The organism is Micromonospora sp. CPCC 205558 (genome assembly GCF_036902955.1).
GTDB lineage: Bacteria > Actinomycetota > Actinomycetes > Mycobacteriales > Micromonosporaceae > Micromonospora.
The window spans coordinates 402,025-421,029 of sequence record NZ_JBAKHR010000001.1 but is presented as its reverse complement, the minus strand read 5'-3'; the positions used below and the strand labels follow the sequence as shown (position 1 = coordinate 421,029).

Below are 19,005 nucleotides of genomic sequence, written 5' to 3'. Positions count from 1 at the left end.
TCGCTGCTGTACTTCTCTGCCGCATGGAATGCCGCTCAGCCCACCCCGAGCGTGGCGGCGAGCTGGGCGATCGTGGCCGGGGCGCGCGGGTGACGGGCAACCTCGGCGACGACGTCCCGGGCGGCGGGCCGGCACCTGATCTCGGCTGGTGCGGTGCGCTCGACCTCGGTCAGCACGCGGGCGGCGCTGCCCGTATCCCCGGCCTGCAGGTAGGCACGCGCGACGTCGAGCAGGTGCGCGGCGCGGTGTTCGGCAGGTAGCCACCGCCAGCCGCCCCGCGCGGTGGCCTTCTCGTGCCAGGCGATCGCCTCCTGGGTGTCGCCGACTTCGACGGCTGCGGTGGCGCGGGCCAGGTCGACGGCGGTGGGACCGAACGCGGTGCGGTGGTGGTCGTGCCCGTCGCCGACCCGCTCCGCCATACCGGCAGCCTCGTCGAGCAGCTCGCCGGCGGAGGCCTCGTTCCCGTCTTGCGCCGCCGCCAGGCCGGCTTGGATGAGCAAGGCTCCGCACAGGGACAACTCCGCAGGCGTGCCGTACTCGATCACAGGCGGAGCGATCCGATACGCGGCACCGAGCGTCACCGACTTCGCCTCCCGCACCCGGCCAAGCGCGCGCAACACCTGCCCGAGCTGCACGCCTGCGGCGGCCACCAACTCCCGGTCACCGGTGGCGGCGAGCATCGCCCGATCCACGGCCAACCAGGCCAGCTCGGCGTCGCCGAGCTTGACCAACAGAGAAGCGATGATCCGGTACGCCTCGACGAGCGGCACCCGACCCGCCACCGGCACCTCAGCATGGGCGCGCTGCGCACCGGTGAGCAGGTCCGGCGCCAGGTCGACCACCTGCGGATAGCGGGCGTACTGGAACGTCGACCACGCGTACCCCACATCCCGCAGCATCCGGTCCACCGGCAATATCGGGCTGCCCGCCGGCCTGCCCAACGGGATCTCGTAGCGGGACAGCGCTGCTCTGATCCGCTCGACGCCGTCATCGCGACCCGTTGCCTGGACCGGCGCGGCATCCCGGTCGACAAGAGCGGCGGTGTCGATGCGAAGTACGCGGGCAATCTCCTGAAGTGTTGACAGCTTGTCCAGCCGCCGAACTCCGCGCTCGACCTTGTCGACCCAGCTCTTTGACTTGCCGAGCCGGTCGGCGAACACCTGCTGCGACAGCTTCCGCCGACCCCGCCAGTACGCCACCCGCCGCCCGACCGGCAACAGCTCAACGCTGCCCACGACGCCACCGCCGATCCGGAACGGCCCGAGTCGTCTCCTCTACCGGGATGCGATCCGCCTCCGCCTCGGCGAGAAGCCGCCGCCTCGCCGCCTCCCGTTCGGCCGCCTGGATCTGCTCGCCCCGACTCACCGCCGATTCGTCGCCCTTACGCGGCATCCCCACACCTCCGCCAGTGGAAGCAGCGGCACGTCGACCGTCGCGGGTCAACAGTGACGTCGGAATGTCATCTGCTGCGACGGCACAAGGGCCGACAATCAGGTCACTTAGCCGGCGACATTAAGGCGACATGGCGCTATGGTGGCAGTCATGGTCGCCCCCAACACCGCCCTGCGGGCCGTCCGCACCGGAATGCGCATGAGCCAGGACGACTTCGCTCGCGCTCTGCAGGCCGCCGGCCACCGCGTCGGCGAGCCCAACGACGCCAACAAGAGACTCGTCCAGCGATGGGAGTCCGGCGCAATCGCCGCGCCCCGCCCCGTCTACGCCCGCGCCTTGGAGGTCGTCACCGGTCTACCCATTTCACTGCTCGGCTTCGACGCGGTGCCAGGCGGGCATGTTGCCGACGACGAACACGGCGGCCACGATCTGACCTCGCCCGTGTCCAGCCTGGCCACACCGACGCCGACGTCCAAGCCCACCACTGCCCACCAGTCCTACGAAGGCGTGTGGCTCAGCCGCTACCAGTACTACTCCAGCGGGCGGGGAGACTCCTTTGCTGGACAACACTTCGTGGTGCTGCTCCAGCACGGCGATCGGCTCACGGCGCGCAGCCTTCCTGGCTCGGCGTCATCGTCTCTCTCGCTGGACCTGACCGTGGACGGTGCCGTCGTCACCGGCACCTGGGTGGAGCAGACCGACCCCACCGGCTACTACCGGGGCGCCCGATACCACGGGGCAATTCAACTCATCGCCGAGCCGACAGGTCGACGTATGGCCGGAAAGTGGATCGGCTTCGGCAAGGACATGGACGTGAACACCGGCCCGTGGGAACTCGTCTTCCGCGACGCCTCGACTTCTAAGACGACACTTGATCGCTACAACACGTCCGCGACGTAGGTCCCTGCTGGTCCGGGAGCCCTTGACGCCTCGCTTATAAGTTCTGGCCGCGTCGTCCGGCGTTGTCCCTCCGTGTGCTCGACCTTGGACGACTGTCCGTGCCCGACCGCCGGCGGCTGCCCTCGTGCCAGGTTGTTGCTGTCACCGTAGCTGTCGACACCCTGGCCGGACTCCCCCGCAGCCCGGGGATGGTACGCCTCGATAGCCTTTGAGGTATGGATCCCGCCATCGCCTCCGCCCGGGCTGCGGTTGTCGTTGCCTTCCGCGCAACCGCAGATTGCCGCTACCAGGCCCACTCGAACCGTCGCGCGACGTCTCTTGGGCCGTGCGGGAAAATGGCAATCGAGGGGAACCGCCGGTGGTGGAGTTGGGCACACGGCGTAAGGCCGGCCGGCAGTGGATGCCTGCGGACTGCCCCCGTCTGCTGTTGGCGCAGCTCACCGGCGGCTAGCGGTTCCTTCGGGACGAGCGGAACGCTGCCGCAGCAGCAGGCATAGCAGCCGTCCGCGTTGATGACCTGCCGGTGATCCGCCACTGGTTGCCCCGAACGGGCTGTGCCGGCAGCAGCGGCGCCAGCACAGCCCACTCGTGGTTCTTCAAATCTTCTCGTGCCACACAGGTCTAAAGAACGAGACTCTCGATCGGCGAGAGAGAAGCTGAACCAGCGGCACGCGAGTACTTCCAGCCCCACCACTGATCACCGGGCAGGATGGCCCCATTGTATAGGTACACCCTCTGGGTGTAGTCCGTGACCAGGTCACCATCGGTGTTGTCGCTCCAGATATAGCCGGACGACACCCTCCACCGGAACTCGATTATGGATCCATCGCAGGAGGCGCTGATTACTCGGGAGATGGTCACTTGCTTCAGGCAGCGTCCGGTCGCCTCGTTCTGCAGCATGAAGGTTCCCGGGTAGGCAGCGAGATTCTGCATTCGCCACCTTTGCGGCCCATTGCAGCCGGTAAAGGTGTAGACGCTGGTGCTCCAGTCGGTGGCCAGGCACTGCTGCGTTGCCGCGTTGGTGAAATAATTCCACGCCGTGTAGGTATCGGCGCTAGCCGGTGCGGCGGACGAAACGACCAGGGCGCCAGCCGCTGCGACGCTAGCCAGCAGTCCAGCAGCAATACGGCGTAGTCGGCGCTTCATAGCAAATCTCATGCCTCTCACTCTCTGCTCATCCGGACGGACGCATCCATGATCACAAGCATGACAGTCTCCACCACCTTTCGCTGTCCCGTCTGCCGTCGACCCGCCCTCTGGGGAGCGGGCTACCGCCCGGCCCGCCACGTCAAGACGACCTTGACGCACGGTCGGACGCTGGCGGGTCGGGCGGTGGTCTGCTCGGCTTGCCTGGGTCGATGGCAGGCGGGATGGCCTGCGTTTCGCTCACCTACACGTGCTCGCCGACCGCGCCGCAGCCGGACAGCATCGGAACGTGCTGTTGCACCGGCAAGCCTGCTTCCTCGCCGGCATGGACCCCACCAAGGCAGCAGCAGGTTGGCTCACCCAGACCACCGCCCGAGCACGCCGCACGATCACCTTTCGCACCTGGTCACCGCTGTGGCCCGACGCCCGTTCCGTCGTCACGTCCCTCGCCAACCAGGGCGACCCGGAACCGTTACGAGACTTCATCGCTCTCGCACACCCCGATGACGCCTGCCAGCGAGCGGCTCTCAACTACTCGGCCTACTGGGTGGGCGAGATCCCGTACCGCCACCGCGACGACTCTTTCATGCCCGAAACGCTCGCCGACTGGCATGGCTCAATGCTTCTTCGGCACCTGGTCCATCGCCTCGATCCAGGGCATCCCTTCGTCGACCTCAACATCCACAACGTCTGGGCCCTACTGGCCGCACGACGCGGTCTCGCTCTCGACAACCCCGCTACGACTCGGGCGCTCCTCGACCGCAGCGCCCCGCTCCTGGACAGTGACCGGATCTCCGCGCAGTCGCGGCAGGAACTAACCTCTATCGTCTACAGCCTGCGGGCGGACGGACTCACCGGCACAGGGACGGGCAAATGACCGACGACCACGACGCCGCCGGAGCGATGAACTTCATCTTCGAAGCCGGTGTCCTCAAACGCGCCGCCCGAACCGGCTGGTGGTTCGCCGGCGTCAAGCAACCCGAGTCCATCGCCGAACACTCCTTCCGAACGGCGCTCATCGGAATGATGCTCGCCGCCATGGAGGGCGCCGACCCAGCCCGAGTGTCGATGTTCTGCACCCTGCACGACACCCAGGAAACCCGCATCACCGACATCCCGCACATCGCCAAGCGCTACCTCACCGCCGTACCCAACACCGCCGTCACCGCCGACCAGGTCGCCGCCTGCCCACCGGCCGTCGCCGACGTCATCACCGCCGCCGTCGCCGAATACGAAGCTGGCGAGACACTGGAAGCCATCGTCGCCCGCGACGCCGACAAGCTCGAATGCCTCGTCCAAGCCGTCGAGTACCGCCACCAAGGCGTCGACAACGTGCAGCGCTGGATCGACAGCTCACGAGCCGCGCTCAAGACCGCCAGCGCCCACCGCCTCGCCGACGCCGCCCTCAACGGACAACCCCTGGCCTGGCTCACTCCCCCACCGCAGGAGTAAGCGTTCAACACTTGGCGTTGTATTGATGCTCCTGCCAGGCATAAGCATCCGAACTGAACGACACACGCCTTGGCCTGGACCGGATTAGTCATGGTTGGTCATCGGTTGCCACCACCGGCCTACGTTAGACGGTCTACGGACGGCATGATCTTGGTGCTGAGTTTGGCCATCTGGCAGCCGACCTGTTCGGTGTGAACGAACAGCTCTGCTCAGTCGGCGATGTCCACGATGACCTTGCCGTTGGCGGTGCCGTCGGCGACCAGGCGGTGGGCGTCCATGACCGTGTCGAGCGTGAACCGGCGCGCGTCTAGTCGGGGACGCAGCGCACCGGCTTCGGCCAGCGCCGCGATCTCGCGCAGGATGGCACCGTGGTGTTCGCGGCCCCGCCCGGTGAGCATCGGCAGCAGGGTGAACACGCCGGAGTAGGTGGCGCCCCGGAACGACAGCGGGGCGAGCGAGTGTGCGCCCCAGCCCAGCGCGCTGACGACGTGCCCGTGGTAGGTGCGGACCGCCGCGAACGAGGCGTCGAGGGTCGTGCCACCGACGTTGTCGACGATGATGTCGAACCCCTCACCGCCGGTGTGCCTCTCGACGTACTCGTCGACGGTGCTCGCGGTGTAGTCGATCGGCACGGCGCCCAGGCTCTCGATCACCCGCAGGTTCGCCGGCCGACCCGTGGCGTAGACCTCGGCGCCTCGCGCCCGGGCGAGTTGCACGCCCACGTACCCGACACCGCCGGCACCGCCGTGCACCAGTACCTTCTGCCCGGCGTGGACCCCGGCCCGGTCGACCAGCCCTTCCCAGGAGGTGATCGCCGCCAACGGCAGCGCGGCAGCCTCCCGCATCGAGAGGTTGGGCGGCTTGTGAGCCAGCAACCGGGCGTCCACTGCGGTGTACCCGGCCAACGAGCCCTGCAGGTCACCGACTCCCCCGCACAGCCCGTACACCTCGTCTCCCGGGCCAAATCCGGTCACCTCCGCGTCGACCGCCGCGACCACACCGGCGAGGTCCATGCCGAGCACCGCGGGTAGCTGGACACGCGCGTGTGCAGCCTTCCCTGCCTGGATCTTCGTGTCGAGCGGGTTGACCCCGCTGGCGACGACCCGGACCAGCACCTGACCGGGGCCAGGGGCGGGGTCGCCGATCTCCTCGACCGTCAGCGGAACGTCGAACTCCCGCAGCACCGCAGCCCGCATGGCAACCACCGCCCTTCGTGATCGAGACGTCACGTGGACGCTATCCGACCGGATTGTCGGCCGGGACGGTTCCTTGATGACCCGCATCCGTCGGAACTTTCGGCCGACGCCGCCGACCACCCGGATATCGACCGCCTGGCTGGTCAGCTTTTGCCATGTGAGGAAAAAGTTCGTCACCTCTTGTAAAAAGTCTGCGCACAGTCAGGATATTCAGATGCGTCGTCACCCTCAGATTCCTGGTCGGATGGTCGCGGGCCTCCTCGCGCTCCTCCTCGCGTCGGCGGTCGCTCTCCTCGCGTCCGCTCAGCCCGCCGCAGCTCACGGGACCCTCGCGATGTCCACGCCGGCGGGCGGCGCCACGGTGCGCGAACCGTTGACGTCGGTGCAGCTGTTCTTCACCGAGAAGGCGGCGGCCAACGCGTTCTTCACGGTCACCGCGCCGGGTGGCATCCGGGTCGACAATGGCTGGTCGTACGGGGAGCCGAAGCCGCTGGACAAGCCGGTGCGCGAGTATTTCCTGGTCAACGGCCAGTTCGAGCCACGCGAGTACACGACCGGGTTCCCCGCGACGGTGGCGGTCGCGCACCTGCCGGCCAAGGGTGAGTACTCGGTGAGCTACCTGTCGGTCGCCTCGGACGGCGACCCCATACGCGGGACCTTGACCTTCCGCTACGCCGGGCCGGTGACGGCGGCGCCCAAGGGATGGAGTCCGCCGACGACCCAGCCGGATCCGGCGCTGTTGGCCACCGCCGAGCAACACGGGTCGTCCGGGCAGGTCTCGGCAGTGCCGACAACCGCGGCCGAGACGGCGATTCCGCCAACCGCGGCAGCGGCTGCGGCTGCGCCGACCGAATCGACTGATGAGAGCGGCCCCGGAGCGGTCGCGTGGACCGGCCTGACCGTGGTCGCGGTGGCGGTCGCGGCAGCCGGATTCGTCGTCTGGCGTCGGCGAATGGCCCCCACTGGCCGACCCGTCGGCCGGAACCGCACCTCGCCGGCGCCATCCGCTCGACGCGGCGCCGGCACCCGTCCCGGGACCAGGACCTCCAGCACCAAGATCGCCAGCACCAAGGCCACCGGCACCAAGACCGCCGGTGCCAGGACCCTCGTTGCCAAGACTGGCGGGAGAGCCGTCGATGGCGGGACCGGCGCAGGTGGGACCGACGCGGCGACCGGCAGCGGTACGCAGGACCGGGACCTCGCCACCGCGACGCCCGGGTCCCGGCTGAGCAACACCGGCCTGGCGCTGTTCGTCGGTGCCCTGGTGCTCGCCCTGCTCGGCGGCTTCGGGTTGGCGCGCATCAGCGGCGACAACGGCCCGGCGGCCAACACCGCCCGACAGCCGGCGGGCGGTCCGACCGACTCCGGCCCGGCGGTGTCCGCGGCCGACGGACACCAACACCCGGCGGGCACCGGGCCGCACACGCACCGGGGCGACAGCGGAACAGGCGAGACGCTCGCCACCGGGACGACCGTCAGCGCCGCCGGCTACACGCTGCAACCGCTGGAACGAACCCAACCCGCCGGGGTACGCGCCGACTACCGCTTCCGCATCGTCGGCACCGACCGGCAGCCGGCGACGCGCTTCGCTGTCGTTCACGACAAGCCGTTGCACCTGATCGTGGTGGGCCGCGACCTGACCGGCTACCAGCACCTGCACCCGACGATGGCACCCGACGGCACCTGGAGCGTCTCCCTGACGCTGGCCCGACCCGGCGGCTACCGCGTCTACGCCGACTTCTCCGTCACTGCGGCCAACGGCACGCAGTTGCCTCTCGTGCTGGGCGTCGACCACACCGTGCCCGGTGCGCACACCCCGACCGCGCTGCCGCCGCCACAGGCGCAGGCCACAGCCGGTCCGTACGCGGTGTCGATGACCGGCACCCCGACCGTGGGGCTGACGTCGCCGATCCACTTCCAGATCAACAGCGCCGACACGGCTACGCCCGCGCAGCTGGAGCGATACCTGGGCGCGTACGGGCACCTTGTGGTCGTTCGTGAGGGCGACCTCGGCTACGTGCACGTCCACCCCGAGCCGGAGTTGGTCGACGGGACGGTCAAGTTCTGGCTGACCGCGCCGAGTTCAGGCCGGTACCGGGCCTTCCTCGACTTCCAGGTCGCCGGCAAGGTGCACACCGGGGAGTTCACGATCAACGTTCCCTGACTCCGGAACTTTCTCCGTGCTGCGGCCGACCAACCTCCCAGCAGCAACCATCGGAGGAAGAACACATGCGCACCACCAGCCCAAACGCTGCACGCCGCCGCTCGGCCGCGATCCTCGCCGCCGCGATCCTGACGGTGGGCGCCGCCGGGTGCGGGTCGTCCGACTCTCCGTCGACCGCGCAGGTGGGCCCGTCCGCGTCGGCCCCGGCCAACCCGGACACTGGTGTGCTCGGCATTCGTGACCCGTGGGTGAAGGCGGCCGACAAGGGCATGACGGCGGCCTTCGGGACCCTGGTCAACGATGGCGACAGCGATGTCACGGTGACCGGTGCCACGACCCCCCTGTCGCCGATGGAGCTGCACGAGATGACCATGAAGGACGGCAAGATGGTCATGCAGGCCAAGCAGGGCGGCATCGTGATCAAGGCCAGGAGCACGCACGCCTTGGAGCCCGGTGGCGACCACCTCATGCTGATGAACCTCACCAAGCCCGTCCAGGCCGGCGACGAGTTGGCCTTCACCCTGACCTTCGCCGACGGCAGGACCCAGCAGTTCCGGGCCGTGGCCAAACCGTTCACCGGCGCGCAGGAGAGCTACGCCCCCGGGCACGGCCAGCCCATGCCGGGCATGAGCGCCACGCCGGAGATGAGCATGAGCCCGGCATCGTGACGCAGCCGCCACCTGTGCGGCCGGTGAGCAGGCGTGGCCTGCTCACCGGCGGCGCCCTGGCCGCCGGAGGAGCCCTCGCCGGCGGTGCCGCCATCGCCACGACTCATCCCGGCAGCGGGCAACCACCTGCCGCGGGCGACACCACGCCGGTGGCGAGCGTCGGCAGCCTGGTCGAGCCGTTCCACGGCGCCCGGCAGGCCGGGGTGGCCACCGAACCGCAGGCGCACGCGTCATTCGTGGCACTCACGCTGCGGTCCGGCACCGACCGGGCCGCGCTGGGCAGAATGCTACGGCTGCTCACCGATGACGCCGCCCGCCTCACCCAGGGCCAACCCGCGCTGGCCGACACCGAGGCCGAACTCGGGATGCTGCCCGCACGGTTGACCGTTACCTTCGGCTTCGGGCCCGGCCTCTACCGGGCGGCCGGCGTCGACGGCCGGCGGCCGACCTCGGTCACCGACCTGCCGTCGTTCCGCATCGACAGGCTTCAGCCGGTGTGGTCCGGCGGCGACCTGCTGCTCCAGATCTGCGCCGACGACGCGATCACCGTCGCCCACACCCAACGGGTCCTGCTCAAGGACAGCCGACCGTTCGCCACCGTCCGGTGGGTCCAGCAGGGCTTCCGGCGCAGCCCCGGCGTCGAGCCGGGCGGCCACACCCAACGCAACCTCTTCGGTCAGCTCGACGGCACCGCCAACCCCCGACCGGGCACCCCGTTGGACACCGCGCTCTGGGTGCCGGACGGGCCGGCGTGGCTGCGCGACAGCACCACGCTGGTGCTCCGGCGGATCAGCATGAACATGGAGACCTGGGACCTGCTCGGCCGGACCGACCGCGAACTCGCTGTCGGCCGGCGGCTCGACACCGGTGCCCCGCTCACCGGCACCGCCGAACACGACGAACCCGACTTCGCCGCCACAGGACCGGACGGCCTCACCGTCATTCCCGACTTCTCGCATCTGACCCGCGCCCACGTCACCGACGATCGATTGAAGATCCTTCGCCGGCCGTACAACTACGACGGCGTGCCGACGGCGGCGGGTCACGCCGACAGCGGCTTGATCTTCGCCTCGTACCAGGCCGACATCGCCCGACAGTTCCTGCCCATCCAGCGCCGGCTGGCCGACCGGGACCTGCTCAACGAGTGGACCACACCGATCGGCTCCGCCGTCTTCGCCATCCCGCCCGGTTGCCGACCGGGCGGTTGGATCGGCGAGCAGGTGCTCGGATGACCGTCCCGTCCCGTCCCACCGCCGTCCGGCTCGGCGCGGCGGTGCTCGCCGTCCTCGTGGCGGTGCTCATCCCGGCCGGCCCGGCCTGGGCGCACAACTCGCTCCGGACCGCCACGCCCGCTCGGGACGCGACCCTGCCGAGCGCACCGACCGAGGTCACGCTCGAATTCATGCAGCGGCTCGATCCGACATTCACCACGGTCGTGCTCACCGATGCCGCCAGGCGGAAGCTGCCCATTGGCGAACCGGTGGTCACCGGAGCGACGAGCACGGTCCAGGTGACCGAGACACTGCCGAACGGCACATACACGGTCGCCTACCGGGTCGTCTCCGTTGACGGGCACCCGGTTCAGGGGTCGTATCCGTTCACGGTGGCCGATCCCACGTCCAGCGCCGCACCGGTTGTCACCGTCGGCGCATCAGCGCCCGTCCCGTCCGCCGCCATGGAACCCGACGGCGGCCCGAGCGCTGGCTTACTCGTCGCGGGTGCCGCGCTGGCCCTCCTCGTGCTGGCGACGGCTGGGCTGCTGTGGCGACGGGCGGCCCGACGCTGATCCGACCAGCCCTGACGTCGGGGGCCCGATCTTCCACATCCCCTGGGAACCACGGGCGTCTCTCCCCCGACTACCAGTCAGGCCGACGCGACACCACACCGGGCGACCAGACCAGTACGGGAAACACCTTTCGGTGCATCCCGACTCTTCCGATCGGATCACCATGTCTCTCACCGAATTGCCCGGCACGTCGACGCCGGAACCTGCCTCCACCGCGAACAAACCGGCCCGGCGCGCGTCACCGTTCGGCGCGCTGCTGCTGCGGCTGCACTTCTACGCCGGCATCCTCGTCGCCCCGTTCCTGGTGGTCGCCGCACTGACCGGCCTGGCCTACACCACCACACCGCAACTCGACACGGTCCTCTACGGCGACCAGCTGACCGTCGCCCAGGTGGGTGAGCGTCAGCTGCCGCTGGCCGAGCAGATCGGTGCCGCGCGCAACGCGCACCCCGACGGCAGCATCACCACAGTGCAACCCGGGGCCGGCGACCAGACCACCAAGGTGGTGTTCTCCCTGCCCGAGCTGGGCGAGAACCAGCACACCGTCTACATCGACCCGTACACCGCTGAGCCCCAGGGGCAGCTCACCACCTGGTTCGGTTCCACGCCGGCCGCCACCTGGCTGGACGACCTGCACCGTCACCTGCACCTCGGCACGGTGGGCGAGCACTACTCCGAGCTGGCCGCGAGCTGGCTGTGGGTGATGGCACTCGGCGGGGTCATCCTCTGGTGGCGTCGACGCAGTGCCGCCCGAGCCGCCGCCCGGCATCTGCTCGTGCCGGACCTGTCCACCGGTAAGGGTGTCCGCCGTACCCGAGGATGGCACGCCACCACCGGCATCTGGCTCACCGTCGGCCTCCTCTTCCTCTCGGTCACCGGCCTGACCTGGTCCCGCTACGCCGGCGCGAACTTCGCCGCCGGCCTCGACGCGCTGAGCGCCCGCACTCCGGAGATCTCCACCAGCCTCACCGTCGGCCCCACCGCCCCGGCCGAGACCGGCGGGGGTCACGAGCACGGTGCCGCCGGGGCGGGCGGGGTCGTCGAGTCGGCGGCCTTCGACCGGGTCCTGGCGGTCGCTCGCGGCGCGGGCCTCTCCGGTCCGGTCGAGATCACCCCCGCGCCGGAGCCGGGCTCCGCCTGGACCGTCACGCAGGTCGACAACACCTGGCCGGTCAACAAGGACCGTATCGCCGTCGACCCGGCCTCCGACACGGTCACCGCCCGCAGCGACTTCGCCGACTGGCCCCTGCTTGCCAAACTGAGCGGCCTCGGCATCCAGGCCCACATGGGGATCCTCTTCGGCCTGGCCAACCAGATCCTGCTCGCCGCGCTCGCCCTCGGCCTGCTCTGCGTCATCTTCTGGGGCTACCGCATGTGGTGGCAACGCCGACCCACCCGCGCCGACCACCGGGCGATCGCCGGCACCCCACCAGCCCGCGGCGGCGTACGCGGCCTGCCGCTCTGGGCGCTGCTGATCGGCGTACCGGTGACCGTGGCGATCGGCTGGGCGCTGCCCCTGTTCGGGCTCACCCTGCTCGCCTTCCTCGTCATCGACGTCGTGGCGGGGGCGGTGTCTCGACGCCGACGACCTGGCGCAACTCCCACCTCTCCGGCACCCGCGGGGAGCTGACCCACCGGTCCGGCGGTCCGTCCCCCGACGGACGGCCGTGTCGCTCAGAGCACTACCTGTTTGGGTTCGGCAGGCTGTCGACGATCGACTTCTGCACGTTGATCGTGTCGGCGATGACCTCGTGGGGCGTGTTGGCCATCCACTGCATCACCGAGATGTCCTCGAACCGGGGATGGCGGAACATCTCCAGGAACACCAGCGGCTCATCACCGGTGTTCTCGATGTAGTGACCGTAGGCGAAGGGGACGTAACCCACGTCGCCGGCCTGGAAGTCGAACGTCCGAGCGGCGGCCTGCGCGGCGAAGACGCCCATCCGCCCGGTGCCCGAAATGTAGTACTGCCACTCGTCGGTGGTGGGGTGCCAGTGCAACTCGCGCATCCCGCCCGGCTCGACCTCCACCAGGGCCGCGGAGGTGGTCACCGAGGCGGCGAAGTTGGTCGAGTCGGTGATCCGGACCGTTCCGCCCCGGAAACGCTGCGGGGTCTGCGCGAGCATCCGGTGCTTGAAGCTTCGCGGGATGTCGCCGGTCGGGCTGACCACCCGGTCCTGTTGCAGCGGCGGTGGGACGTCGCCCTGGAAGATGTACTTCTCCCGCTCGGGCAGGTTCTCCATCTGTTCCAGCGTCCAGCCGAAGTTCTTGGCCAGGACGTGCCGAGGGGTGTGTGCGAAGAAGTCGCTGAGCAGGAACGTGTTGTTCTCCGAGAACGCGCCGTCGTCGAAGACCAGCAGGAACTGCGCGCCGTCCTCCAACGCCTGGATATTGTGCGGCACACCCTGCGGAAAGAACCACAGGTCGCCCGCCTTCACGTCCTCGATGAAGTTGCGTCCCTCGTGGTCGACGGCGCTGATCCGGCAACTGCCGCTGAGCATGTACGCCCACTCAGACTGCTGGTGCCAGTGGATCTCCCGGTACGCGCCCGGCTCGAGACCGAACTGGACACCGGCCAACTGACTGGCGACCGGGAGGTCGCGGCTGGTCACCTCCCGGGTCCAGCCGCCCTTCTCCACCCGGGTGTGCGCCTGCGAGAACGAAAATTTGAGGTTGGGCACCAGCCGGCTGTCGGTCGTCGGCGGAACCAGAAGGTCCGGGTTCTGCCGCTCAAGCTCCACGTTACGGCCCGCGAAGGGCGCGGAGCCCTGGTCGCCGCGCCGCGGCTCGGGATCGCTGTTCGCCATGATCGCTGTCTCCTCACTCGGGTTGGATCGGCTTGGGTGCGGGAACGGATCCGCTCCGCAGCCGTAGCCGGGACGAGATCCACAGCAGGGCACGCACCCCGGGCCAGCCGTACTGGACCGCGATTGCCACCGGAATCGCCGCCGCGGTCGCCGTCAGCACCAGCCGGGTCCACGCCGGAGCGTGCCCACCCGCCCCGGTGCCGGCGAAGAGGATCAACATCAGCAGTACGACCCGGAGCCGGTGCAGACCGGGAAGTTCGGTGAGCGGGGCCATGATCTGATGATCGACGCCGCACACCCACCGTCGCATCACGCGATCGCGCCATTACCGCACCCCAGAAACCGGACGCTCACGCCCAATCCGCGCAGTCCCGCCGGTTCGTCGATCCGGTCGCCCGCACCTGCCGCCATGGTTAGGCTCGGTCGCAGGACGGCATTTCGACGCGCCTGGTAGCAACCGGGGAGAACGCCATTGTCCGAGTCACCCTTCACCGCCGGAATGCCCCCGGCCGACGACATCGCCGCCGACGTCGAGCAACTTCGGCACCGGCTCTTCGCCACCGCGGATCAGCTCCGGCCGGCCGGACGCGGGATGGAGGCGCTCCACCTCCTGGCGGCGGAGATCGCGACGAGTCGTAGCGGCGAGCGCCACCGTGCTCTCCTGCTCGGTCGGCTGGCGCAGACCGTGGCACTGGAGCAGCCGACGATCGCCCTCGCCGGTCTGCGGGAGGCGCTCAAGCTCCGGCTGGACGTCCGCAGCCGCAGCACCGTTGTCGCCCTGGTCGCCACGATCGCGGCCCGCACAGGACATCCGGACACCGATGCCCTGCTCCGCGAGGCGGGCACCGCACACGCGGAGTCGGGTGACCAGTCGTCCGCCCGGCACCTCGCCCTCGGCCGGGCCGCCCGCTCGCTCGCACACGGCGATCTGCCGGGCGCCCAGGCCGTGTTGGCGGCCCTGGACCCGGACTCCTGGGCGGCACGGGCCGACGCCCCGTCCATCCGGGCCGAACGGATCCTCGTACAGCTCGGCCTGGGCCGGCACCAGGACGCGCGGACCGCGACCCGACAGGCGCCCGAGGCCGACGTTCCGCTCACCGGGCTGACCGCGCTGGAGTGCCTGCGCATGGTGGCCGTGGGAGAGCTGCCCGAGGCGGCCGCGCTGGCCGTCACGACGCTCAGCTCCGGCGCGGCGGAGATCAGTGAGGAGGTGCGTGCCCTGTTGGTCGCGGTGATCGGCGAGGTCCGCTATCGCCGTGGCGAGCACGACGACGCACGCGCCATCCTCCGCACCTGCGTCACCGAGGAGCGCTGGCCGGACCGTACGATGTGGAGCCTCGCGTTCTGCGTGGCGGTTCGCGACCCCGCCCTCAGCGCGCCGACGGGCCTGCTCACCAGGGTCGTCGCCGACCTGCACCGGTCGGTCCGACCGCTCTTGCCGGTGCCGCACTTCGGCCCCCGACTGGTCCGCGCGGCGGTGGCCGCCGGCGACACCCGGGCCGCCAACCGGGTCACCGAACTCGTCGAGCTGGTGTCCACCCGTACGCCGGTGCCGCTGTGGCACGCGCTGGCCGACCAGAGCCGAGGGTTACGCGACGGCGACCCGGACGCGCTCCGCTCGGCGGTCGACCGGCTGCGCACCACCGCCGCCCGACCGGCGCTGGCCGACGCGCTGCTCGACCTCGCGAACAGCCCTCGGCTGCGCTGCGGGGAGGCGCGCGACGCCGCGCACGAGGCGGCCGCCCTCTACGCCCGGATCGGCGCCCCCGGCGACCAGGCGATTGCCGACCGGCGCTGCGCCGACCTCGCCGCCACTCTGCGGCACCAGCCATCGATCGACCAGCCGGTGAGCGGGGGCATCGACGCGCTCACCCCCGCCGAGGAACGGGTGGCGGAGATGCTCGCCGCCGGCGCCACGAAGAAGGAGGCGGCCAGGAGCCTTTTCGTCTCCTTCCACACCGTGGACACCCAGCTCCGGTCCATATACCACAAGCTGGGCATCCACAACCGGATGCAGCTGGTGCGGGCCTGGGAGAGGACCAGACGATAATCGGCCGGTGACCACGCCAGCCGACCTGACCCCGCTCGCCGAAGCCGTGGAGTGCGAATTCATGCACTCCTACGAGTCACAGGTGCCCGGGCCCACGTACACCGATCTCGGGATCGCGACCACCCGCATCGGCGGCGGCGTCGCCCTCGCCATGCGCAACGATCCCACCGGCGGGTACTGGAGCAAGGCCCTCGGCTTCGGCACCACCGAGCCGTTCACCGTGCAGACCCTGGATCGCGTCCTCGACTTCTACCGGGAGCACGGCGTCCACCAGGCTGTCCTCCAGCTCGTTGCGTCCGTGCTGCCGGCGGGCTTCGACGAGATCGCCGCCGCCCGTGGGCTTACGCCGGGAACCACCTGGGTCAAGCTCGCCGCCCGACCCGAGGACGTCGCTGCCACGCAGACCCGCTTGCGCGTCGGCCCGGTGCCGGCCGCCGAGGCGCGGCGCTGGGCCGATGTGGTGCTCACCGGGTTCGGCATGCCGACCGGTGCGCTCACCGACATGCTGACCGCGACGGTCGGCCAGCCCGCGTGGCGACCGTACGCGGCCTGGGACGACGGTGAGCTGGTCGCGGGGGGCAACCTGTTCCTGCACGGCGAGGCCGCGTCGCTCAACGCCGCCGCGACGGCCTCCGGTCACCGCGGCCTCGGGGCACAGTCGGCGCTGATCGCCGCCCGCGCACGGGCCGCCGCCGAGGCGGGATGCCGGTGGCTGTTCGCCGAGACCGGCAAGCCCGCTCCCGGTCAGCAGAACCCGTCGCTGAACAACCTGCGCCGCGCCGGGCTGGTGCCGCTCTACGAACGTCGCAACTGGGTCTGGCGAGCAGCGTCCTGAACCCGCCCCATCGGGTCACTTCTCGCTGTCGAGGGCGGCCATCATCGCCGTCGCGTACCGCTGGCCGGAGGCGGCGCCGGCCGGCACGGCACGCTCGATCTCGTCCAACGCGTCCTGGTCGAGCAGCAGGTCGGCTGCCGCCAGCCACTCGGTCAGCCGGTCCCGCCGGCGCGCCCCGACCAACGGCACGATCTGTTCGCCCTGTGCCGCGACCCAGGCGATCGCCACCTGGCTCGTGGTCGCCCCCAGGCGCTGGGCGACCCGACCGAGCGCGTCCACGAGTCGCAGGTTGGCGGTCAGGTGCTCGCCCTGGAACCGTGGGCTGTTCGCCCGGAAGTCCGTGCCGGGCAGCTCACGGTCGGCCGACCAGTGGCCGCTCCTGCCGCTCACCGAGGACTTCGCCCGCACCCTGGTCGACAACCTCATCCGCGGACTGCGCTGACCGCAGCGGTCAGCGCACGATGCCGCGCCGCAGATCGGCGGGAACGCGGGCGGCCACCCGTCACCGGCAGCACGTCGATCGGTAGACAAGGGGCAGGTGGTTCACTCGGGGGGCTTGGCCCCCGACTGCTCGCTCACCATGTACGCCGCGTACCAGTCGGGCCAGTTGTCGTCCCGCTCGCCGGTGCGCTTCTCGTGCTCGCCGTGCGCGGCGGCCGCGCGCCGCAGCGCGCTCGCCAGGTCGCTCGCGGAGCCGAACGACGTCAGGCCACCTTCGATGCGCCCGGGAAGCCTGGTCGTGATCTCCTGCAGCAACCAGGTGTTGCCGTCCGGGTCGCGCAGCGTGGCGCGGGAGAAGTAGCTACGCCGCTCCGGGTCCGGGCCGGCGACCGGGCCGTCCGGGCTGGCGTGGAAGACGTCGCCGACCTCGACACCGGCGGCGACGAGGGTGTCGTGGGCCGCCTCGACGTCGGACACGATCAGGTACGCCGTGGCCGAGCCGGGGGCCGCCGAGGTGAGGCCGGGACCGAACTGTACGGAGCACCCGGAGCCGTGCGGCGTCAACTGGACGATGCCGGGCGGGGTCTGGTCGAGCCGCCACCCCAACCGTTGGTAGAACGACTTCGCCCGCTCGACATCCGAGACCGGGATGACGATCACCTCAAGCTTGACGTCGAGGCTCTCGATCCTCGACGCCGCACTCGCGTCACCGTGGGCAACCTTCGGGCTCATCGCTGTCCCCTTCCTGATCATCAGGTACTGCTTGCGTCAATGCTCGGTGCAGGCCATCCGCATCAGCTCGGCGTCATCCTGGCGGCCCGGCGCACCCCCAGCAGGGCGACCAGGGCGAGGATGATGACGGCGACGGAGTACTCGTCGGTGGTCTGCGGCAGGCCGCCGGCGTAGACCACGAGGAAGCCGGCGATCACCGTGGGCAGACCGAAGCCGATGTAGCAGACGATGTAGAGCACGGACAGCACGCTGGAGCGTTGGTGCGCCTCGACCAGCGGCATGACCGCCTTGAGGCTGCCCTGAAAACCGCTGCCGAAACCGACGCCCCCGAAGGCGAGGCCGACGAAGAAGCCCGGGATGGACTCCGCCATGACCGACACCAACGTGACGATCATGCCCAGGATGAGCGCGACGATCCCGGTCAGAATCACGGTCCGCGCGGCGGTGTTGCGCTGCACCACGACGGCGATCGACCCGAAGACGGCGAAGACGAAGAGGACCAGACCGCCGATCACGACCGACGTGTTCATCAGACTGCGGACGAGCGCCGGGCCGAGCGCGCCGAAGAACCCGGCCAGTGCCCAGACCGCGAAGAGCACCGGGACGACGGCCAGGACCGGCCGGCGCACCGAGCGGGGCAGCGCGATGTCCGGTCGCAGGCTGCCTCGGGCGCCGGCCATGGGTGTGACCGTCTCCGGCATCAGCGCGACGCCGACGATCTGGATCAGCAGGATCACCAGCAGCACGACGTACACCAGTCGCGTCGGGGCGGGCAGGTACTGGATGAGCAGCGCCGAGAGCAGGGCGCCGCTTCCGGTGCCGATACCAGGGGCGAGGGAGTTCGCCAGCGTGCCTCGGGAACGGTCGATGTCGAGCATGGCGGCACCCACCGCGCCGGTGGCGGCACCGGCCGCCAACCCCTGCACGAGGCGGGCGACCAGCAGGGACGCAACACCGTTGGCGAAGATGAAGACGACCAGCGCGAGAATCTGCACCGCGATCGCGACGGCCAGCACCGGCCGCCGACCGACGTGGTCGGACAACTTGCCGAAGGTGAGCAGCGAGCCCAGCACCGCGAGCGCGTAGACAGCGAAGATCACCGTGGTCGTGACCGACGAGAAGTGCCAGCGTTCCTGGTAGACACCGTAGAGCGGGGTCGGGGCCGCCGAAGCTGCCAGGAACGACACCAGGATCGACGCCAGCAGCACCAGGGAGGCCGACGGCGAGAGTCGAGCCCGCCCCGCGATAGGCATGTCGGTGCTCCTCGGCTGTGTGAGAGCGGTCAGCCTGGGCGTTCCGCCGGCCCCCGGGGCCACCGCGGCGTACCCGGTTGGCGCTGGTACATGCCAGGTCAGCCCTCGGTGTCCTGACCGGTCGCCGGGAGACTCGCCATGCCACGGCCCAGCGCGATCCCGCCGGAGGGCACCGCCGCCGAC

Annotated in this window: 18 protein-coding genes and 1 pseudogene; 10 read left to right on the top strand and 9 right to left on the bottom strand. The window is 70.2% G+C overall.

Annotated features, from left to right (window positions below):
- Nucleotides 1-35: 35 nt before the first annotated feature.
- Entirely contained in the window at nt 36-1,235 is a 1,200-nt protein-coding gene (locus tag V6U86_RS01810) for a helix-turn-helix domain-containing protein (RefSeq protein WP_334497622.1), read from the bottom strand.
- Nucleotides 1,222-1,392 carry a hypothetical protein gene (locus V6U86_RS01805; protein ID WP_285793846.1) on the bottom strand — a complete coding sequence of 57 codons (171 nt, stop codon included), beginning with the start codon at nt 1,390-1,392 and terminating at the stop codon, nt 1,222-1,224. Before V6U86_RS01805 ends, V6U86_RS01810 begins: the two co-directional genes overlap by 14 nt.
- Nucleotides 1,393-1,530: 138 nt before the next feature.
- Here V6U86_RS01805 and V6U86_RS01800 point away from each other — a divergent pair, with 138 nt between their 5' ends.
- Nucleotides 1,531-2,292, top strand: coding sequence for a helix-turn-helix domain-containing protein (locus tag V6U86_RS01800; protein ID WP_393256019.1), 762 nt, complete (start codon nt 1,531-1,533; stop codon nt 2,290-2,292).
- A 621-nt stretch (nt 2,293-2,913) separates the two neighbouring features.
- Here the strand turns inward: V6U86_RS01800 and V6U86_RS01795 are convergent.
- On the bottom strand, nt 2,914-3,450 hold the full coding sequence (locus V6U86_RS01795) for a hypothetical protein (RefSeq protein ID WP_334497618.1): 537 nt from the start codon (nt 3,448-3,450) through the stop codon (nt 2,914-2,916).
- 199 nt (nt 3,451-3,649) lie between these two features.
- Here V6U86_RS01795 and V6U86_RS01790 point away from each other — a divergent pair.
- Together V6U86_RS01790 and V6U86_RS01785 are read left to right on the top strand one after the other, a co-directional pair.
- Nucleotides 3,650-4,315: pseudogene (locus V6U86_RS01790) on the top strand (transcriptional regulator); the annotation flags it as partial.
- Complete coding sequence (locus V6U86_RS01785; protein ID WP_334497616.1) at nt 4,312-4,890, top strand: HD domain-containing protein; 579 nt, start codon at nt 4,312-4,314, stop codon at nt 4,888-4,890. The pseudogene V6U86_RS01790 and the gene V6U86_RS01785, both read left to right, overlap by 4 nt.
- Before the next feature lie 209 nt (nt 4,891-5,099).
- Here V6U86_RS01785 and V6U86_RS01780 read toward each other — a convergent pair whose 3' ends face one another.
- Nucleotides 5,100-6,086: a zinc-dependent alcohol dehydrogenase family protein gene (locus tag V6U86_RS01780; protein ID WP_334497614.1), complete on the bottom strand. Its 987-nt coding sequence runs from the start codon at nt 6,084-6,086 to the stop codon at nt 5,100-5,102.
- A gap of 214 nt (nt 6,087-6,300) precedes the next feature.
- On the opposite strand from V6U86_RS01780, the gene V6U86_RS01775 reads away from it, so the two are divergent.
- From V6U86_RS01775 to V6U86_RS01755, 5 genes are all read left to right on the top strand, one after another.
- The gene (locus V6U86_RS01775) at nt 6,301-8,250 is read left to right on the top strand and encodes a copper resistance CopC family protein (RefSeq protein ID WP_334497612.1); all 1,950 of its coding nucleotides are present in this window, start codon (nt 6,301-6,303) and stop codon (nt 8,248-8,250) included.
- Between the two features lie 65 nt (nt 8,251-8,315).
- Nucleotides 8,316-8,918, top strand: coding sequence for a copper chaperone PCu(A)C (locus tag V6U86_RS01770; RefSeq protein WP_334497610.1), 603 nt, complete (start codon nt 8,316-8,318; stop codon nt 8,916-8,918).
- 23 nt (nt 8,919-8,941) lie between these two features.
- Entirely contained in the window at nt 8,942-10,150 is a 1,209-nt protein-coding gene (locus V6U86_RS01765) for a Dyp-type peroxidase (RefSeq protein ID WP_334497608.1), read from the top strand.
- Nucleotides 10,147-10,704, top strand: coding sequence for a copper resistance CopC family protein (locus V6U86_RS01760; protein WP_334497606.1), 558 nt, complete (start codon nt 10,147-10,149; stop codon nt 10,702-10,704). The genes V6U86_RS01765 and V6U86_RS01760 overlap by 4 nt, the downstream gene beginning before the upstream one ends.
- Before the next feature lie 163 nt (nt 10,705-10,867).
- Nucleotides 10,868-12,334 (top strand): PepSY-associated TM helix domain-containing protein, encoded by a 1,467-nt coding sequence (locus V6U86_RS01755; protein ID WP_334497604.1) that lies wholly within the window; start codon nt 10,868-10,870, stop codon nt 12,332-12,334.
- Between the two features lie 52 nt (nt 12,335-12,386).
- On the opposite strand, the gene V6U86_RS01750 is transcribed toward V6U86_RS01755, so the two are convergent.
- Nucleotides 12,387-13,511, bottom strand: a complete 1,125-nt coding sequence (locus V6U86_RS01750) for a cupin domain-containing protein (RefSeq protein WP_334497602.1) — start codon at nt 13,509-13,511, stop codon at nt 12,387-12,389.
- 13 nt (nt 13,512-13,524) lie between these two features.
- The gene (locus tag V6U86_RS01745) at nt 13,525-13,785 is read right to left on the bottom strand and encodes a hypothetical protein (protein ID WP_334497600.1); all 261 of its coding nucleotides are present in this window, start codon (nt 13,783-13,785) and stop codon (nt 13,525-13,527) included.
- Nucleotides 13,786-13,983: 198 nt separating this feature from the next.
- Between V6U86_RS01745 and V6U86_RS01740 the strand changes: the two genes are divergently transcribed.
- Nucleotides 13,984-15,561 (top strand): helix-turn-helix transcriptional regulator, encoded by a 1,578-nt coding sequence (locus V6U86_RS01740; protein ID WP_334497598.1) that lies wholly within the window; start codon nt 13,984-13,986, stop codon nt 15,559-15,561.
- 7 nt (nt 15,562-15,568) lie between these two features.
- Entirely contained in the window at nt 15,569-16,396 is an 828-nt protein-coding gene (locus tag V6U86_RS01735; protein ID WP_334497596.1) for a GNAT family N-acetyltransferase, read from the top strand.
- A 15-nt stretch (nt 16,397-16,411) separates the two neighbouring features.
- Here the strand turns inward: V6U86_RS01735 and V6U86_RS01730 are convergent, their stop codons facing one another.
- From V6U86_RS01730 to V6U86_RS01720, 3 genes are all read right to left on the bottom strand, one after another.
- Nucleotides 16,412-16,786: an aldo/keto reductase gene (locus tag V6U86_RS01730; RefSeq protein WP_334497594.1), complete on the bottom strand. Its 375-nt coding sequence runs from the start codon at nt 16,784-16,786 to the stop codon at nt 16,412-16,414.
- A 153-nt stretch (nt 16,787-16,939) separates the two neighbouring features.
- Nucleotides 16,940-17,569, bottom strand: coding sequence for a VOC family protein (locus tag V6U86_RS01725; RefSeq protein ID WP_334497592.1), 630 nt, complete (start codon nt 17,567-17,569; stop codon nt 16,940-16,942).
- Between the two features lie 62 nt (nt 17,570-17,631).
- Complete coding sequence (locus V6U86_RS01720) at nt 17,632-18,822, bottom strand: MFS transporter (RefSeq protein WP_334497590.1); 1,191 nt, start codon at nt 18,820-18,822, stop codon at nt 17,632-17,634.
- Between the last annotated feature and the right edge of the window lie 183 nt (nt 18,823-19,005).

What these genes read in the sequence shown, in the direction of transcription:
- V6U86_RS01780 (WP_334497614.1), bottom strand. Translation starts at nt 6,086, where the DNA reads ATGCGGGCTGCGGTGCTGCGGGAGTTCGACGTTCCGCTGACGGTCGAG.
- V6U86_RS01805 (WP_285793846.1), bottom strand. Translation starts at nt 1,392, where the DNA reads ATGCCGCGTAAGGGCGACGAATCGGCGGTGAGTCGGGGCGAGCAGATC.
- V6U86_RS01770 (WP_334497610.1), top strand. Translation starts at nt 8,316, where the DNA reads ATGCGCACCACCAGCCCAAACGCTGCACGCCGCCGCTCGGCCGCGATC.
- V6U86_RS01725 (WP_334497592.1), bottom strand. Translation starts at nt 17,569, where the DNA reads ATGAGCCCGAAGGTTGCCCACGGTGACGCGAGTGCGGCGTCGAGGATC.
- V6U86_RS01760 (WP_334497606.1), top strand. Translation starts at nt 10,147, where the DNA reads ATGACCGTCCCGTCCCGTCCCACCGCCGTCCGGCTCGGCGCGGCGGTG.
- V6U86_RS01720 (WP_334497590.1), bottom strand. Translation starts at nt 18,822, where the DNA reads ATGCCTATCGCGGGGCGGGCTCGACTCTCGCCGTCGGCCTCCCTGGTG.
- V6U86_RS01745 (WP_334497600.1), bottom strand. Translation starts at nt 13,785, where the DNA reads ATGGCCCCGCTCACCGAACTTCCCGGTCTGCACCGGCTCCGGGTCGTA.
- V6U86_RS01755 (WP_334497604.1), top strand. Translation starts at nt 10,868, where the DNA reads ATGTCTCTCACCGAATTGCCCGGCACGTCGACGCCGGAACCTGCCTCC.
- V6U86_RS01795 (WP_334497618.1), bottom strand. Translation starts at nt 3,450, where the DNA reads ATGAGATTTGCTATGAAGCGCCGACTACGCCGTATTGCTGCTGGACTG.
- V6U86_RS01785 (WP_334497616.1), top strand. Translation starts at nt 4,312, where the DNA reads ATGACCGACGACCACGACGCCGCCGGAGCGATGAACTTCATCTTCGAA.
- V6U86_RS01750 (WP_334497602.1), bottom strand. Translation starts at nt 13,511, where the DNA reads ATGGCGAACAGCGATCCCGAGCCGCGGCGCGGCGACCAGGGCTCCGCG.
- V6U86_RS01800 (WP_393256019.1), top strand. Translation starts at nt 1,531, where the DNA reads ATGGTGGCAGTCATGGTCGCCCCCAACACCGCCCTGCGGGCCGTCCGC.
- V6U86_RS01775 (WP_334497612.1), top strand. Translation starts at nt 6,301, where the DNA reads ATGCGTCGTCACCCTCAGATTCCTGGTCGGATGGTCGCGGGCCTCCTC.